This window comes from Nocardioides sp. AX2bis (assembly GCF_902506435.1).
Classification (GTDB): Bacteria; Actinomycetota; Actinomycetes; order Propionibacteriales; family Nocardioidaceae; genus Nocardioides.
On the sequence record NZ_LR733215.1, the window covers coordinates 2,407,980 to 2,423,884 of the forward strand.

General features: G+C 74.9%; 16 protein-coding genes. 3 read left to right on the forward strand and 13 right to left on the reverse strand.

The features are described 5' to 3' along the window. Positions 1-37: 37 nt before the first annotated feature. From lgt to GV155_RS11565, 11 genes are all read right to left on the reverse strand, one after another. Positions 38-1,021 (reverse strand): prolipoprotein diacylglyceryl transferase, encoded by a 984-nt coding sequence (lgt, locus tag GV155_RS11515; RefSeq protein WP_160008063.1) that lies wholly within the window; start codon positions 1,019-1,021, stop codon positions 38-40. 46 nt (positions 1,022-1,067) lie between these two features. Further along, a complete protein-coding gene (locus GV155_RS11520) occupies positions 1,068-1,700 on the reverse strand; it encodes an SCO family protein (RefSeq protein WP_160008065.1) in 633 nt (210 codons plus the stop codon). Next, complete coding sequence (gene trpA / locus GV155_RS11525) at positions 1,693-2,508, reverse strand: tryptophan synthase subunit alpha (RefSeq protein WP_160008067.1); 816 nt, start codon at positions 2,506-2,508, stop codon at positions 1,693-1,695. The genes GV155_RS11520 and trpA overlap by 8 nt, the downstream gene beginning before the upstream one ends. After that, a complete protein-coding gene (gene trpB, locus GV155_RS11530; protein WP_160008069.1) occupies positions 2,505-3,902 on the reverse strand; it encodes a tryptophan synthase subunit beta in 1,398 nt (465 codons plus the stop codon). The genes trpA and trpB overlap by 4 nt, the downstream gene beginning before the upstream one ends. After that, the gene (gene trpC / locus GV155_RS11535; protein ID WP_160008071.1) at positions 3,899-4,702 is read right to left on the reverse strand and encodes an indole-3-glycerol phosphate synthase TrpC; all 804 of its coding nucleotides are present in this window, start codon (positions 4,700-4,702) and stop codon (positions 3,899-3,901) included. Before trpC ends, trpB begins: the two co-directional genes overlap by 4 nt. A gap of 36 nt (positions 4,703-4,738) precedes the next feature. Continuing rightward, entirely contained in the window at positions 4,739-4,939 is a 201-nt protein-coding gene (locus GV155_RS11540) for an HGxxPAAW family protein (protein WP_160008073.1), read from the reverse strand. 60 nt (positions 4,940-4,999) lie between these two features. Beyond that, on the reverse strand, positions 5,000-5,611 hold the full coding sequence (locus GV155_RS11545; protein ID WP_160008075.1) for a Trp biosynthesis-associated membrane protein: 612 nt from the start codon (positions 5,609-5,611) through the stop codon (positions 5,000-5,002). Beyond that, complete coding sequence (gene hisI / locus GV155_RS11550) at positions 5,608-5,982, reverse strand: phosphoribosyl-AMP cyclohydrolase (protein ID WP_160008077.1); 375 nt, start codon at positions 5,980-5,982, stop codon at positions 5,608-5,610. Before hisI ends, GV155_RS11545 begins: the two co-directional genes overlap by 4 nt. 33 nt (positions 5,983-6,015) lie before the next feature. Next, entirely contained in the window at positions 6,016-7,788 is a 1,773-nt protein-coding gene (locus tag GV155_RS11555; protein WP_160011229.1) for an ABC transporter ATP-binding protein, read from the reverse strand. 5 nt (positions 7,789-7,793) lie between these two features. After that, positions 7,794-9,623, reverse strand: coding sequence for an ABC transporter ATP-binding protein (locus GV155_RS11560; protein ID WP_160008079.1), 1,830 nt, complete (start codon positions 9,621-9,623; stop codon positions 7,794-7,796). Between the two features lie 138 nt (positions 9,624-9,761). Next, positions 9,762-12,005, reverse strand: a complete 2,244-nt coding sequence (locus tag GV155_RS11565) for a beta strand repeat-containing protein (RefSeq protein WP_160008081.1) — start codon at positions 12,003-12,005, stop codon at positions 9,762-9,764. A 299-nt stretch (positions 12,006-12,304) separates the two neighbouring features. Between GV155_RS11565 and GV155_RS11570 the strand changes: the two genes are divergently transcribed. The 3 genes from GV155_RS11570 to GV155_RS11580 are packed head-to-tail and all read left to right on the forward strand — an operon-like array spanning position 12,305 to position 14,282. Continuing rightward, the gene (locus GV155_RS11570; RefSeq protein ID WP_236554273.1) at positions 12,305-12,892 is read left to right on the forward strand and encodes an RNA polymerase sigma factor; all 588 of its coding nucleotides are present in this window, start codon (positions 12,305-12,307) and stop codon (positions 12,890-12,892) included. Then, on the forward strand, positions 12,889-13,611 hold the full coding sequence (locus tag GV155_RS11575) for an anti-sigma factor family protein (RefSeq protein ID WP_201300149.1): 723 nt from the start codon (positions 12,889-12,891) through the stop codon (positions 13,609-13,611). Before GV155_RS11570 ends, GV155_RS11575 begins: the two co-directional genes overlap by 4 nt. A gap of 20 nt (positions 13,612-13,631) precedes the next feature. Then, a complete protein-coding gene (locus GV155_RS11580; protein WP_201300150.1) occupies positions 13,632-14,282 on the forward strand; it encodes a TIGR03085 family metal-binding protein in 651 nt (216 codons plus the stop codon). Positions 14,283-14,310: 28 nt separating this feature from the next. Here the strand turns inward: GV155_RS11580 and hisF are convergent, their stop codons facing one another. Both hisF and priA read right to left on the reverse strand, forming a co-directional pair. Continuing rightward, positions 14,311-15,120, reverse strand: coding sequence for an imidazole glycerol phosphate synthase subunit HisF (gene hisF / locus GV155_RS11585; RefSeq protein WP_160008083.1), 810 nt, complete (start codon positions 15,118-15,120; stop codon positions 14,311-14,313). After that, positions 15,117-15,878: a bifunctional 1-(5-phosphoribosyl)-5-((5-phosphoribosylamino)methylideneamino)imidazole-4-carboxamide isomerase/phosphoribosylanthranilate isomerase PriA gene (gene priA / locus GV155_RS11590; protein WP_160008085.1), complete on the reverse strand. Its 762-nt coding sequence runs from the start codon at positions 15,876-15,878 to the stop codon at positions 15,117-15,119. The genes hisF and priA overlap by 4 nt, the downstream gene beginning before the upstream one ends. Positions 15,879-15,905: the final 27 nt, after the last annotated feature.

A 15,905-nucleotide genomic window follows, 5' to 3' on the forward strand; every position in this document is an offset into this window, starting at 1 on the left:
GCCCACGCGGCTATGGCCAGAAGATTACCACCGGGTTTCACGACCCCCGGTGGCGGCGACGCCTGTCGGGACCGGACCCGTCGTCGGTGGGCTCCGAGGTCGGCTTCCCGGCCTTCTCCGCGGGCGGTGCGGCGGGGTCCTCGGGCTCGTCGTGCTCCGGCCCGCGCCCGGTGTCGTAGACCGACTCCTCGCGCCCGGGGTGGCGTCGGCCGGCCCACACGAAGTACGCCGTGGCGGCGACCAGCAGCACCAGCGAGGTCCACACGTTGAGCCGCAGGCCGAGGACGTCGTTCAGCTCGACGTCGTCGATACGCAGGTTCTCGATCCAGGCCCGGCCCAGGGTGTAGGTGATGACGTAGAGGGCCAGCACGCGGCCGTGGCCGAGCCGGAACCGGCGGTCGGCCCACACCACCACGGCGAAGGCGGCGAGGTTCCAGAGGAACTCGTAGAGGAAGGTCGGGTGGAACAGCGTCGCGGGCGTCAGCCCGAGGGTCTCGGCGGCGCCGGAGGGCCAGTACGAGGGATCGATCTCCAGGCCCCAGGGCAGCGTGGTGGGGCCGCCGTACAGCTCCTGGTTGAACCAGTTGCCCCAGCGGCCGATGGCCTGGGCGACCAGGACACCGGGGGCCATCGCGTCGAGCACCGGCAGCAGCCGGATGCCGCGCCGGCGGGCACCGATGACGACCCCGACGGCGCCGAGGGAGATGGCACCCCAGATGCCGAGGCCGCCCTGCCAGACGTAGAGCGCGGCCCACGGGTCGCCGCCCTCGCCGAAGTAGCGGCCGGAGTCGGTGATGACGTGGTAGAGCCGGCCACCGACCAGGCCGAAGGGGACCGCCCAGACGGCGAGGTCGGAGATCTCCCCGGCGCGGCCGCCGCGGGCCACCCAGCGGCGCTCGGCGATCCAGATCGCGGCGACGATGCCGAGGATGATGCACAGGGCGTAGCCGCGCAGCGGCAGCGGGCCGAGGTACCAGGTCCCCTGGGAGGGGCTGGGGATGGCCAGCAGGGTGAGGCTCACGCGGACTCCTGGTCGGGCGGGTCCGGCCGGGGCCGGGAGGCGGTCCCTAGCTGGTCAGCAGGGTGTGGATGTCGGCGGCGTACTCGGTCGCGGTGGTCTCCTGGGTCCACAGCACGGGGACCTCGTCGGCGACGTCGATGCCGAGCACCTGCGTGGAGTGGGTGACCTCGTAGCCACCGCTGGGCAGGCGGTCCTCCTCGGTGAAGCCGACCGCCATGGAGGACGCGACCTGCTCGATGGTGCCGAGGTCGCCGGTCAGGCCCTCGAAGGAGGGGTCGAGCCGGTCGAGGTAGCTGCGGATCACGCCCTCGTTGTCGCGGGCGGGGTCGGTGGTGACGTAGACCATCTGGACGTCGTCGCGGTCCTCGGCGTCGAGCTGCTGCACCGCCGAGGCCAGCTGGGCCATCACCACCCCGCAGATGTCGGGGCACTGGGTGTAGCCGAAGAAGACCAGCGTCAGGCGGGCGTCGGTGTCGTCGACCAGCGAGAAGCTGCTGCCGTCGGTGGCCGTCAGCGGGGTCGGGTCCACCTGGTACGGGTTGTCGAGCACCGTGCCGGCGAAGGCGTCGTCGCCGGAGGCCGGGCCCCCGCAGGCCGAGACGACCAGCGCCAGCGACGCCAGGGCCCCGGCCAGGGTGGTGCGTCGGGCGCGCCCGACCGGCGTCCTGCGCTCAGCCACGACGCACCCCGTCCGCGAGGTCCTCGGTCAGCGCGCGCAGCGCGGCGAGGCCCGCGCGGCGGTCGTCGGCGTGGTCGAGCAGGGTCCGCACGAAGGCGGAGCCGACGATGACGCCGTCGGCGTAGGCCGCCACCGACGCGGCCTGGTCGCCGTTGCCGACGCCGAGGCCGACGCCCACGGGCAGGTCGCTGACCGCGCGGGTGCGGGCCACGAGCGGACCGGCGAGGTCGCTGGTGGTGGTGCGGGCGCCGGTCACGCCCATCACCGCGGTCGCGTACACGAACCCCCGGCAGGCGGCCGTGGTCATCGCGATCCGGTCGTCGGTGGAGGACGGTGCGACCAGGAAGATCTTGTCGAGGCCGCGCGCGTCGGCCGCGGCGATCCACTCGGGGGCGAAGTCGGGCGTGAGGTCGGGCGTGATCAGGCCCGCTCCCCCGGCGTCGGCGAGGTGCTGGGCGAACCGGTCGACGCCGTAGCGCTCGACGGGGTTCCAGTAGGTCATCACCACGGTCGGGACCCCGGTCGCCGCGACCGCCTCGACGGTGCGCAGGACGTCGGTGGTGCGGGTGCCCTGCTCGAGCGCCACCTGGGCGGCGGCCTGGATGGTGGGGCCGTCCATGACCGGGTCGGAGTACGGCAGCCCGACCTCGATGACGTCGCAGCCGGCGTCGACCATCACCTGCAGCGCCTCGATCCCGCCGGACACGTCGGGGAAGCCGGCCGGCAGGTAGCCGACCAGGGCCGAGCGCCCCTCGGTGCGGGCGGTGGCGAAGGCGGTCGCGACACCGGTCGTGGTCGTGGCGCTCACAGCTGCTCCCCCGCGCCGCTGCCCTCACCCTGGGTCACGTCGACCCCGCCGCCGGCGTCCGTGCGACCCACCGGCTCCTCGGTGACCCGGTCGGGGTCGCCGAGGCCGAAGTACTCGATGGCGGTGCCCATGTCCTTGTCGCCGCGCCCCGAAAGGTTGATCAGCACGGTGGCCTCCGGGCCCTTCTCGACGGCCAGCCGCTCGGCGACCCGCAGGGCGCCGGCCACGGCGTGCGCGGTCTCGATCGCGGGGATGATGCCCTCGGTGCGGCTGAGCAGGGCCATGGCGTCCATCGCCTCGGCGTCGGTGACCGGCACGTAGGTGGCGCGGCCGATGGCCGAGAGGTGCGCGTGCTGCGGCCCCACCCCGGGGTAGTCCAGCCCGGCCGAGATCGAGTGGGACTCGATGGTCTGGCCGTCGTCGTCCTGCAGGACGTAGGTGCGGGCGCCGTGCAGCACCCCGCGGGCACCGGCGTGGATCGTGGCGGCGTGGCGGGGGGTGTCGACGCCCTCGCCGCCGGGCTCGAAGCCGTAGATCGCGACGTCCTCGTCGTCGAGGAACGCGGTGAACAGGCCGATCGCGTTGGAGCCGCCGCCGACGCAGGCCGCGATCGCGTCGGGCAGCACGCCGTACCGCTCGAGGCACTGCGCGCGGGCCTCGTCACCGATGCCGCGGGTGAAGTCGCGGACCATGGTGGGGAACGGGTGCGGCCCGGCGGCGGTGCCGAAGAGGTACGCGGTGTGGTCGACGCTGGCGACCCAGTCGCGCATGGCCTCGTTGATGGCGTCCTTGAGGGTGCCGCTGCCGGACTCGACCGGCACGACCGAGGCGCCGAGCAGGTGCATCCGGGCCACGTTCAGGGCCTGGCGGCGGGTGTCGACCGCCCCCATGTAGACGGTGCAGTCGAGCCCGAAGTAGGCCGCCGCGGTGGCGCTGGCCACGCCGTGCTGACCGGCGCCGGTCTCGGCGATGACGCGCTTCTTGCCCATCCGCCTGGTCAGCATCGCCTGGCCGATCACGTTGCGGATCTTGTGGGCGCCGGTGTGGTTGAGGTCCTCGCGCTTGAGCAGCACGCGGCAGCCGACCATGGCGGACAGGCGCTCGGCCTCGTAGAGGGGGCTGGGCATCCCGGCGTAGTCGCGCAGGACGGCCTGGAACTCGGCGACGAACGCCGGGTCGGCCATCGCCTCGCGACGGGCCTCGTCGAGCTCGTCGAGCGCCGCGACCAGGGCCTCGGGCATGAAGCGCCCGCCCCAGCCGGTCTCGGACCCGCCGAACCAGCCGAGACCGTCGGCGTCCCAAGACGTGGCCCCGGACGGCACGGCGCCGGGCGGGACGGCCCCGGCGGGGGTGCCGGGGGTCGTGGAGGTGGTCGGGTTCTCGGTCGTGGTCATGCGTCGGCTCCTGTGCGGGCGGGGCGGAGGCCGGTCATCGCGGCGACGGCCTCCTGGGGGGCGCCGCCGCGGACGAGGGCCTCGCCCACGAGCACGGCGCGGGCGCCCTGGTCGGTGTAGCGCTGGACGTCGGTGGGCCCGGTGACGCCGGACTCGGCGACCAGCACACGGTCGGCAGGCAGCTGGGCGACCAGCCGCCCGAAGGCGTCGGGGTCGACGTCGAGGGTCTTCAGGTTGCGCGCGTTGACCCCGAGCAGCTCGGCGTCGAGGGCCAGGGCCCGCTCGGCCTCGGCCTCGTCGTGGACCTCGACCAGGACGGTCAGGCCCAGGCCGCGGGCGCGGTCGTGGAGGCGGCGCAGGGTGTCGTCGTCGAGCGCGGCCACGATCAGCAGGGCCAGGTCGGCGCCGGCGGCGCGGGCCTCGACCAGCTGGTAGTCGGTGACGATGAAGTCCTTGCGCAGCAGCGGCGTGTCCACCGCGGCCCGGACGGCCCGCAGGTCGGCCAGGCTCCCCCCGAAGCGGCGCTCCTCGGTGAGGACGCTGATCGCGGCGGCCCCTCCGGCGGCGTACTCGACGGCCAGGGCGGCGGGGTCGGGGATGTCGGCGAGGTCGCCCTTGCTGGGACTGCGCCGCTTGACCTCGGCGATCACGCTCGACCCGGCCGCGCGCAGGTGCGGCATCGGGTCCCGCGGGGCGGGGGCGTCGGCCGCGGCGGCCTCGACCTCCCGCAGCGGGACGTCGGCCTCACGCCGGGCCAGGTCGAGCCGGACGCCGGCGACGATGTCGTCGAGGACGGTCATGTCGGGCGGGACCTCCGGGTCGTGGAGCGCTGTGCGTCAGTGGCTGCTGCGGTTGAGCACCTTGTCGAGGACGAAGTACAGGACCAGGGCGACGAGCGCGATGGCCACGCCGATCCAGAACACCGTCATGTTGATCGGCGAGAACATCAGACCCACGCCGCCGACGACGAAACCGACCAGGCCGAGCACGACGGCCGTCCATGCGGCCGGGGTGTTGCCGTGGCTCTCGTCAGACATCAAGGCTCCTTGGTGATGGGGTCTCGCCGGAGTCCCCATCCTAGGGGGGAGGCGGTCACCTCAGGTCGTCGGGTCGCGGCCCTGGTCGAGCGACTTCCAGAGCTCCAGGTTGCTCGCCTCGCTGCCCGGCTCGGGCGCCGCGGGAGCGGCGCCGGGGGCGTCGTACCGGCGTCCCATCTCGGGCCAGGACGGCGCCCAGCGCACGGCCAGGACCGCCGCGACCAGCGCCGCCACCGCTCCGAGGCCGGTCAGCCACAGCGAGACGGTGAACCCCACCGAGGGCTCCCCCTGACCCAGCACGGCCACCGCGTCACGGACGTCCTGGCGCACGCCCTGCGCACCGACGACGACGGTGGCGACCACGCCGGCCGCGGCCGCCGCGGCGAGCAGCGCCAGGAGCCGCCGCACCCGGCCGCGGGTGACCAACAGCACGCCCCAGCAGGCCAGGGCGACCAGCGCCAGCGCGCCGGCCAGCGGGACCTCGCCGCTGCCGGCGGCCACGGCGGACGAGCCGAGCGCGTCGACGGCCTGCGGAGGGGCGGCGTCGTCGGCCGCCGCCCACGCCCGGCTCCCGCCGAACGCGGCCAGGCCGGCGCCGGCCAGCCCGAGCAGGATGACCGGCCCGAAGGTCCGGCGCGGGCCCCGACCCCCGCCGGCCCCGGTGCGGGTCACGCCGTCACCGGGTCCGGGCCGAGCGGGAGGACGTCGGCGTCGAAGCACGTGTGGTCGCCGGTGTGGCAGGCCGCACCGACCTGGTCCACCCGCAGCAGCAGCGTGTCGCCGTCGCAGTCGAGCCGGACCTCCCGGACGTGCTGCACGTGCCCGGAGGTGTCGCCCTTGACCCAGTACTCCCGCCGGGACCGGCTCCAGTAGGTCGCCCGGCCGGTCGTCAGCGTCCGGTGCAGCGCCTCCTCGTCCATCCAGCCCAGCATCAGCACCTCGCCGGTGTCGTGCTGCTGGACCACCGCGGGGAGCAGGCCGAGCGAGTCCGGGCCGGTGCGCTTGAGCCGGGCCGCGACGCCGGCGTCGAGGGAGGAGGTCACGTCTCCAGTATGGCCACCGGGGGGTGGGTGACCTCAGGCGCCGTGCTGGGCGGTCCAGGACGCGTGCAGCCGGGCGTACGGCGTGCCGGGCTGCGCGACGAGGGCGGCGTGCGGGCCGCGCTGGACCACCCGGCCGGCGTCGACGACGACCACCTCGTCGGCGTTCTCGGCCGTGGAGAGCCGGTGGGCGATGGTGATCGAGGTGCGCCCGGACATCAGCCGGTCGAGCGCACGTCCGATCCGCATCTCCAGCGCGGGGTCGACCGCGCTGGTGGCCTCGTCGAGGACCAGCAGGTCGGGGTCGGCCAGGTGGGCGCGCAGCAGGGCGACCAGCTGCCGCTCCCCCGCCGACATCGCCTCGCCGCGCTGGCCCACGCGCGTCTCCAGCCCGAGCGGCAGGGTGGCCAGCCAGTCGCCGAGGCCGAGCTCCCGGGCGCTGGCGAGGATCTCCTCGTCGGTGGCGTCGAGCCGGCCGTAGCGGACGTTGGCGGCCAGGGTGTCGTCGAAGAGGAACCCCTCCTGCGGGACCAGCACCACGCCGCTGCGCAACGAGCGGGGGGCCACCTGGCGCAGGTCGACCCCGTCGAGCAGGACCCGGCCGTGGGTGGGGTCCATCAGCCGGGTGACCAGCTTGGCGATGGTCGACTTGCCCGAGCCGGTCTCCCCGACGACCGCGACCCGGCTGCCGGCGGTGATCGCCAGGTCGACGTCGCGGAGCACGGGCGGCCCCCCGGGGTAGGCGAAGGTGACGCCGTCGAGGCGGACCTCGATCGGTCCGCGCGGCAGGTCGACCCCGTCGGGGCCGGGGTCGACGAGGTCGGCGGGGGTGTCCAGGATGCCGATCACGCGTCGCCAGCCGGCGATCGCCAGCTGCGCGTCGGTGACGATCTGGGTGCCCATCTGGACCGGGCCGACGAAGAGCGAGACCAGGAAGGCGAAGGCGAGCACGCGGCCGGCGGTGAGGTCGCCCGCCAGGCCGAGCCAGATCCCGACGACGATGACGCCGGCGTTGGCCAGCCCGGCCGAGAGACCGCCGAGGGAGAACGAGAAGGCGGTGAAGCCCTGCGCCCGGACGCTGGCGGCCTGGTGGGTGGCGATGGCCTCGTCGATGCGGGCCTGGGTGCGCTCCTGGACGGCGTAGGCCCGGACGACCTCGGCGCCCACGACCGGCTCGGAGACGGCCGACAGCAGCACGCCGACCTGGCGGCGCACGACGCCGTAGGCCAGCGACAGCCGGCGCTGGAAGTAGCGCAGGGACAGGAACAGCGGCGCGAAGCAGACCCAGACCACGATCGCCAGCGGCCAGGAGTAGAACGCCATCACGATCGTGGCCAGCAGGACCTGGCCGATGCTGACCACGAAGAGGAGCCCGCCGAAGACGAGGAACTGGCTGACCTGGTCGACGTCGCTGGTCACCCGCGAGACCAGGGCGCCGCGGCGCTCGGTGTCCTGGGTCAGCAGCGGGAGGTCGTGCACGTGGCGGAACGCCTTGACCCGCAGCGTGGTCAGGCCGCGCTCGGAGGTGGTGAACAGGCGTCGGGTCATCGCGTAGGACGCCCAGCCGGTCAGCACCACGGCGAGGCCGGCGAGCACCGCCATCAGCGTGGTGTAGGCGACGTCGACGCCGCCGGGGGCGCCGAGGCCGCGGTCGAGGGTCTGCTGGACCGCGATCGGGACGACGACCTGGCCGGCCGAGGCCAGCACCGCCAGCGCGAAGGTGCCGCGCAGGCCGTCCTTCAGCTCAGGCGAGTGGTGCAGCCCCCGCCGGATGGTCTCCATCGGGCGCATCTCCTCGCCGCTGACCATCACGCTCACGGGGCACCCACCCCCTGCGCGACGGGCTCGGCGCGGTCGTCCTCGTAGGCGTTGACCAGGGCGGCGTACGACGGGGACCGGCGCAGCAGCGCGGCGTGCGGACCGCGGTCGGCCACCACCCCGTCGTCCAGGTGCAGCACCTCGTCGGCCAGGGCGATGGTCGCCTTGCGGTAGGCGACGACGACCAGGGTGGTGCCCTCCGCGCCGCCACCGGGGGCGGTGCCGTCGCGCAGGGCGCCGAGGATCCGGGCCTCGACCTCGGGGTCGACCGCGGAGGTGGCGTCGTCGAGGACGAGCAGCCGCGGGCGGCGCACCAGGGCGCGGGCCAAGGAGATCCGCTGCCGCTGCCCGCCCGACAGGCTGGTGCCGCGCTCCCCGAGGCGGGCGTCGAGCGCGTCGGGCAGCGCGGCGACGAAGCCGTCGGCCTGGGCGGTGCGCAGCGCGGCCCAGACGGCGTCGTCGTCGACGTCGAGGCCGAGCGTGACGTTGCCGCGCACGGTGTCGTCGAAGAGGAAGGCCGACTGCGGCACGACGGCGACGGTGCGCGCCAGCTCGCCCGGGGCGAGGTCGCGCAGGTCGACGCCGTCGACGCGGACGGTGCCCGCGCGCGGGTCGACGAGGCGGGTGAGCAGCCCGGTCAGGGTGCTCTTGCCGGACGCGGTGGCGCCGACCAGCGCCACCGAGCGGCCGGGCTCGACGGTGAACTCGACCCCGCGCAGCAGCGGCCGGTCGGCCTGGTGGTGGTGGACCAGGCCGTCGACCTCGAGCCGCACGCCGGCACCCTCGGCGGAGGCCGGGACGACCGCGTCGCCGTAGGACATCTCGCCGGTGGCGTCCAGCACGGCCCGCACCCGCTCGTAGCCGACGACGCTGCGGGGGAACTCCCCCAGCACCCAGCCCAGGGAGCGGATCGGGAACGACACGATGGTCAGCAGGTAGGCCACGGTCACGACGTCGCCGGCCGCCGTGGCCCCCGACAGCACCCGGGAGACCCCGACGACCAGCACCACCAGGACCCCGAGGCTGGGCAGCGCCGCCAGGACCGGGTCGAAGCCGGCCCGGATCCGGCCGACGCGGATGTTGGTCTCCCTGAGCTCGACGGCCTTGGCCTCGAACCGGGCCGTCTCCTCGCCCTCGCGGCCCAGGGTCTTGACGACCATGGCGCCGTCGAAGGACTCGTGGGCGACCTCGGAGAGCTCGGCGCGCAGCCGCTGCGCCTGGGTGGCCCAGCCCTGGGCGCGGCGCTGGTAGACGACGTTGACGAGCAGCACGGCGGGGAAGACCAGGATGCCGACGACGGCGAGCACCAGGTCGGCCAGCAGCATCTGCACGACGGCGATCGCCATCATGGCCAGCGTGCCCACGGCCATCGGCAGCGGCGCGATCGGGGACCAGGCGGCCTCCACGTCGGCGTTGGCGTTGGACAGCAGCTGGCCGGTGGGGTGCCGCTGGTGCCACTCGAGCGGGAGCCGGAGGTACTGCCGGGTGACCGCGCGGCGCGTCGAGGCCTGCATCCGGTACTGCATGATCCCAGCGCCGAGCCGCCGGGCGACGATGCCGACGGCGCGCAGGATCGCCACGCCGACGAAGAGCGCCAGCACCGCCCACAGCATCGAGGTGTCGGTCTCACCGGTGCGGAAGGCCGGCAGCACGACCTCGTCGGTGGCCCAGCCGAGCACCCAGGCGTCGGCGACGGTCAACGCCCCGAACAGCACGCTGCCGAGGGTGGAGAGGGTGAAGATCCAGGGCTCGCGACGGATCGCCACCCCGACCACCTTCAGGCCCGCGGTGGTCGATCCGCGTCCCTCCGGGGCAGTCGTGCTCACGCTCGTCAACCTACGTCGGGGCACCGACACCCCGGCGTACGGGGCCCGGACGCGCACACGCCCCCGACGACCTCGCGGTCGCCGGGGGCGTGGGCCTGTGTCGGTCGGGGGGGTTCCGACTCAGCTGGGGGGTCCTGCTCAGCTCGGGGGAACGGGCTGCCCGTTGAGCAGGAACGGGCCGCCGACGTTGTAGAACTGCGGACCCTCCGGTGCGGTGTTGCCCTCGACGGTGAGGCCGGTGGCGGTGATGCTGCCGGTCTCGCTGTTCCAGAGGCCACCACCCTGCGCCGCTGCGGTGTTGCCGGTCACGCTGCCGCCGGTCCAGAGCACGGTGGCCCCGCCGGTGACGTGCAGGCCGCCACCGTTGCCCGGGTTGGCGCCGGTGTCGTTGTTCGTGGTGTCGACATCCGTCAGGGTGACCTGACCGACGTTGGTCTCGATGCCGCCACCGGCCCGGACGGCGCTGTTGCCGTCGAGCGTGGTGCCGGACATCGTCAGGACGCCGTTGACGTTGAGCACGCCACCACCGGAGCCGGCGGCCCCGTCGGCGGTGTTGTCGTCGACGGTGGAGTCCTCGACGGTCAGCCGGCCGCCGTCGTTGTAGAGGCCACCGCCGCCCGCGTTGGCCTCGGCGCCGCTGGCGGTGTTGCCGGTGACCGTGGTGCCGCGGACCGTGAAGACGCCCGTGGCGGAGTTCCACAGGCCGCCGCCCTCGTTGGCCGCGGTGTTGCCGGTCACGGTGGCGTCCTCGACCAGGACCGTGCCGGCACCGGTGAGGTGGAAGGCACCGCCGTTGCCCGGGGTGGCGCCGGTGCTGTTGCCGTCCAGGGCGGTGCCGGTGACGGTGGTGTCCCCGGCGTTGGCCTCGATCCCGCCGCCGGCGCGCACGGCGTCGTTGCCGGAGATCTCGCCGCCGTTGACGGTCAGGGTGCCGAGCTCGTTGAAGACCCCGCCGCCGGAGCCCGCGGCGCCGGTGGCGCTGTTGCCCGTGATGGTCGAGTCGTTGACGGTGAGGGCACCGGTGTTGTTGAACAGCGCGCCGCCACCGTTGGTGGCCTCGGCGCCCTGGGCGACGTTGCCGGTGAGGGTGGAGTTGCGCACCTCCATCGTCCCGGCGCTGTTCCACAGCCCGCCGCCCTCGGAGGTGGCGGTGTTGTCGCTGATGGTCGAGTCCACGACGCGGACGTCGGTCGTGGCCGCCGTCGCGTGCAGCGCCCCGCCGTTGCCGGGCGTCGGACCGGTGCTGTTGCCGACCAGGTCCGAGGTCCACACCTCGACGATCCCGTCGGCGACCTCGATGCCGCCGCCCGCGCGGACCGCGGTGTTGCCGGACAGCACCGAGTCCTCGACGCGGACGTCGCCGGCGCCGACGGCCAGCACGCCGCCGCCGGACCCGGCGGTGCCGGTCGCCTCGTTGCCGGTCAGCTGCGAGCCCAGGACGGTCAGCGTGCCACCGTCGTTGTAGAGCGCGCCGCCGCCGTTGGTCGCCTCGACGCCGGCCGCCGAGTTGCCGCTCAGGGTCGTGCCGGTGACGGTGAAGACGCCGGTCGCGGAGTTCCACAGCCCGCCGCCCTCGGCCGAGGCGGTGTTGTTGTTCACGCGCGAGTCGGTGACGTTGACCTCGCCGGCACCGGTCAGGTGCAGCGCCCCGCCGTTGCCGGGGGTCGGGCCGGTGCTGTTGGCGTTCATCCGGGTGCCGGTGACGTCGGTGGTGCCGAGGTTGGCCTCGATCGCACCGCCCGCACGCGTGGCGGTGTTGCGGAGCAGGACCGAGTCGGCGACGGTCAGGGTGCCCTGGTCGTTGACGATCGCACCGCCCGAGGCGTTCGTGCCGCTCGCGGTGCTGTCGAGGATCCGCGACCCGCGCACGGTGACGTCCGCGCTCGTGCTGCGCACCGCGCCGCCGCTCTCGGTGTCGGCCGCGAGGCCGTTGCGCAGCGTCACGTTGCGCAGGTGCAGGTCGGCGCCGGCAGCCACGTCGAGGACGCGGTCGACCTGGTTGGCGTCGATCTCGTTGCCGGCGCCGCGCAGCACGAGGCTGTCGGTGACGTCGATGTCGCCCTTCAGCGGGCCGCCCTCGGTCGGACGGTCGGTCGAGAAGCCGATGGAGCGCGACAGCAGGATCCGGTCGCGGCCCTCGGTGCGGTTGGCGGCGAGGACCGCGCGGCGCAGCTGGCGCTCGTTGCCGACGACCCTGGTGGTGCGGCTCTGGGGCGCGGCGCTCGCGGCGCTCGCCGTGGCCGCGGCGGCCGTGGTGGTCGCGGCGCTCGCGGCGGGCGCCGCCGAGGCCGTACCGGGCAGGACGGTCAGGCCGGCGAGGGCGAGAGCCCCCACCGCCGCCGCTGCCAGCGAGTGGACCTTGCGGTTCCGGGGTGAGCTCATCGAGGGTCTCTCTTCCGTCTCGTCGTGCAGGTTCGTTGCTCCGCGGCTCCTGCCGCGGCCACCGCTGGCCCCATGCGCCCTCGGTGGACACGGGTGCATACGGGTCCGGTCCCGGTCGCGTTCACCGCCGGCGCAGTCCGTCCGGAGGCGGTCCGGACCACCTGCCGGCGACCAATCCGGGGAACCGCCGGTGACGAAGGTCACGAAGGACCCCGCCGCGCCGCGGGCGGTGAACGCCGGCGGCGCGGGCTCCGTACCCAGGACGACGGGCAGCGCACGACGAGTGGCCGGAGGCCGACGTGGACGAGGTGGACGACCGGCACGACGCCGGCGCCCCGGGAGCCCCGGGAACCGCGGTGGTGGCCGGCTTCGACAGCGAGGAGGCCGTGCACGCGGCGTGGCTGCTGCACGGCGCGGAGATCTACCGGTTCCTGCTGCGCGGCCTCGGGGACCCCGGTGCCGCCCAGGACGTGACCCAGGAGACCTTCCTCAAGGCCTGGCGGGCGGGGCACCGCTACGACCCCACCCTGGCCTCGCTGCGGGTGTGGCTCTTCGGCATCGCCCGCAACGCGATGATCGACCACGCCCGCGCCTCGCAGGCGCGGCCTTGGCAGCAGCGCCTGGTCGACCCGCCGACCGCGCAGGAGAGCGCGAGCACCGTGGCCGACCCGTCCGAGGAGGTCGTGGGCCAGTGGCTGGTCGAGGAGGCCCTGCGGCGGATCTCCGACCACCACCGGGTCGCCATCGTGCGCACCCACCTGGAGGAGCGTCCCTACGACGAGGTGGCGGCCGAGCTCGGCATCCCGGTCGGCACGCTGCGCAGCCGGGTGTTCTACGGGTTGAAGGCGCTGCGGTCGGCCATGGACGAGATGGGGGTGGTCCCGTGACCACGCGGGAGGAGCACCAGACGTTGCGGGAGATGCTCGGGTCGCTGGCGCTCGGTCACCTGACCGCGGCCGAGACCGACCGGGTGCGGGCGCACCTCGACGGCTGCGCCGAGTGCCGCGCGGAGCTGGCCGAGGTGGCCTCGGTGGTGCCGCTGCTGGACCGCGTCGACCCGTCCACCTTCGCCTCCCCCGTGTCCCCACCCGCCGACCTCGGGGCCCGGATCCGGGCCGCCGTGGCCGCCGAGCCACCCCGGGCCGACGACCTCGCGGCGCGGCGTGCCGCCCGGCACGCCCGGCCCGGACGGACGCGCACCCGGCTGGCCGTCGCCGCGGCGGCCGTCCTCGTCGTGGGCGTGGGCGTCGGGGGCGTGGTGGGTCGCACCACGGCGCCGCCGGAGCCTGCGGCGGCCCCGGGGCCGTACGAGCCGATCACCCTGGAGGAGGTCGGCGCCGGGGACCTCGACGTCGACGAGGCGGGGCTGGTCCCGCACACCTGGGGGGTCGAGCTGGCGATGGACGGCGCCGGGTTCACCGAGGGCGCGGTCTACCGCGCCGCGTTCCGCGACGAGCGGGGCGTGTGGCAGCCCGCCGGGCGGTTCGTCGGCACCGGCGCGGCGGGGATGAGCTGCAGCCTGCAGTCCGGGGTGCTGCGCGAGGACGTGCAGGAGGTCGTCGTGCGCGACGAGCAGGGACGTACGGTGCTGCGCTCCTCGCTGTGAGGATCTGGTAGACCTCCGCCATGCCCCTGCTTCGGACCTCCGCGACCCTGGCCCGCCGCGAGCGCCGGGCACTGTGCGACACCGCCATCCTCGTGGGCTCGGACGCACCGACCCTGTGCGGCGGGTGGACCGCCCGGGACCTGGTGGTCCACCTGCTCGTCCGGGAGCGGCACCCGCTCGGGGCCCTCGGGATCGTCGTCGGCCCGTTGGCCGGGCTCACCGAGCGGGCGACCAGGCGCGCCGGCCGCGCGGACTTCCCGGTCCTGGTCGAACGGGTCCGCTCGCCCTGGCCGGTGCCGTTCGGGCTGGCGCCGCTGGACGCGCTGGCCAACACCGCCGAGATGTTCGTGCACCACGAGGACCTGCGCCGCGGCTCCGCCCGCTGGGCGCCGCGCGCCCTCCCGCGGGCCGACGAGGACGTGCTGTGGCGGGTGCTGACGGTGGCGGGTCGCGCGCTGGTGCGGCCGGCGGGCGTCCCGGTCCGCGTCGAGCGCGCCGACGCCGCCGGGTCGGCCACCCTGGTCGGCGGCTCCGGCGGACCGGTCGTGCTGACCGGCCGCCCGAGCGAGCTGCTGCTGTTCGTCTACGGCCGCAGCCAGGTCCGCGACGTGCAGGTCGAGGGCCCGGACGAGAGCGTCGCCGCGCTCCGGGCCGCCGACCTCGGGCTCTGAGGGGCGGCCGCAGCACGTCGGGCAGGCGTCAGACCGGGGGCGCGCTCGCGGTCTCGCGGCGTACGGGGTGGCCTGCGGCCGCCAGCGAGTCCTTGACCTCGCCGACCCGCAGGGTGCCGAAGTGGAAGACCGTGGCCGCGAGCACCGCATCGGCGCCGGCGTCGACCGCCGGGGCGAAGTGCTCCAGCCGGCCCGCGCCGCCGGAGGCGATCACCGGGACGGTCACCGCGCGGCGCACCGCGGCGATCAGGTCGAGGTCGAAGCCGTCCTGGGTGCCGTCGGCGTCCATGGCGTTAAGCAGGATCTCCCCCGCCCCGAGCTCGCTGGCACGCGCCGCCCACTCGATGGCGTCGAGCCCGGCCGACTGCCGTCCGCCGTGGGTGGTCACCTCCCAGCCCGACCCGCCGGCGCCCGCCCCGCCCGGGCCGTCGGTGGTCCGTCGGGCGTCGACGGAGAGCACGAGCACCTGGTTGCCGTAGCGGTCGGCGATCTCGGAGACCAGCTCCGGGCGGTGGATCGCGGCGGTGTTCACCGCGATCTTGTCGGCACCCGCGCGCAGCAGCCGGTCGACGTCGGCGACCGACGAGATCCCACCGCCGACGGTCAGCGGGATGAAGACCTGCTCCGCGGTGGCCGAGACGATCTCCATCGTCGTGGCGCGGCCCTCGTGGGAGGCCGAGATGTCGAGGAAGGTCAGCTCGTCGGCACCCTCCGCGTCGTAGGTACGGGCCAGCTCGACGGGGTCGCCGGCGTCTCGCAGCTCGAGGAAGTTGATCCCCTTCACCACCCGGCCCCCGTCGACGTCGAGGCACGGGATCACGCGGACGGCGAGGCTCATGCGCCCGAGCCTGCCCGGTCCGGCCAGGTCAGCGCGAGCGCGTCCTCGAGGGTGAAGCGTCCCTCGTACAGCGCGGTGCCGACGATGGCGCCCTCGACGCCGTCGCCGACGAGGGCCGTCAGGGCCTCGAGGTCGGCCAGCTCGGTGATCCCGCCCGAGGCCACGACCGGGCGGTCCGTGGCGGCGCAGACCTCGCGCAGCAGCTCGAGGTTGGGGCCCTGGAGCATGCCGTCCTTGTTGACGTCGGTGACGACGTAGCGAGCGCACCCCTCGCCGTCGAGGCGGGCGAGCACCTCGTAGAGGTCTCCGCCCTCGCGCGTCCACCCGCGGGCGGCCAGCGTCCGGCCGCGCACGTCGAGGCCGACGGCGACCCGGTCGCCGTACGTCGCGATCGCCCGGGCGCACCACTCGGGCTGCTCGAGCGCGGCGGTGCCGATGTTGACCCGACGGCAGCCCGCGGCCATCGCCGCCTCGAGCGAGGCGTCGTCGCGGATCCCGCCGCTCATCTCCACGTTGATGTCGAGCTCGCCGACGATGCGGGCCTGCAACTCGCGGTTGTGGCCGCGCCCGAAGGCGGCGTCGAGGTCGACGAGGTGGATCCACTCCGCGCCGGCCCGCTGCCACCGCAGGGCAGCCTCGACGGGGTCGCCGAACCTCTTCTCCGAGCCGGCCACGCCCTGGACGAGCTGGACGGCCTGCCCGTCGGCGATGTCCACGGCGGGCAGCAGCTCGAGGCGGCGGGCGGGGGTCTGGCTCATGCGTGCTCCTGGGTCAGGGTCTGCGGT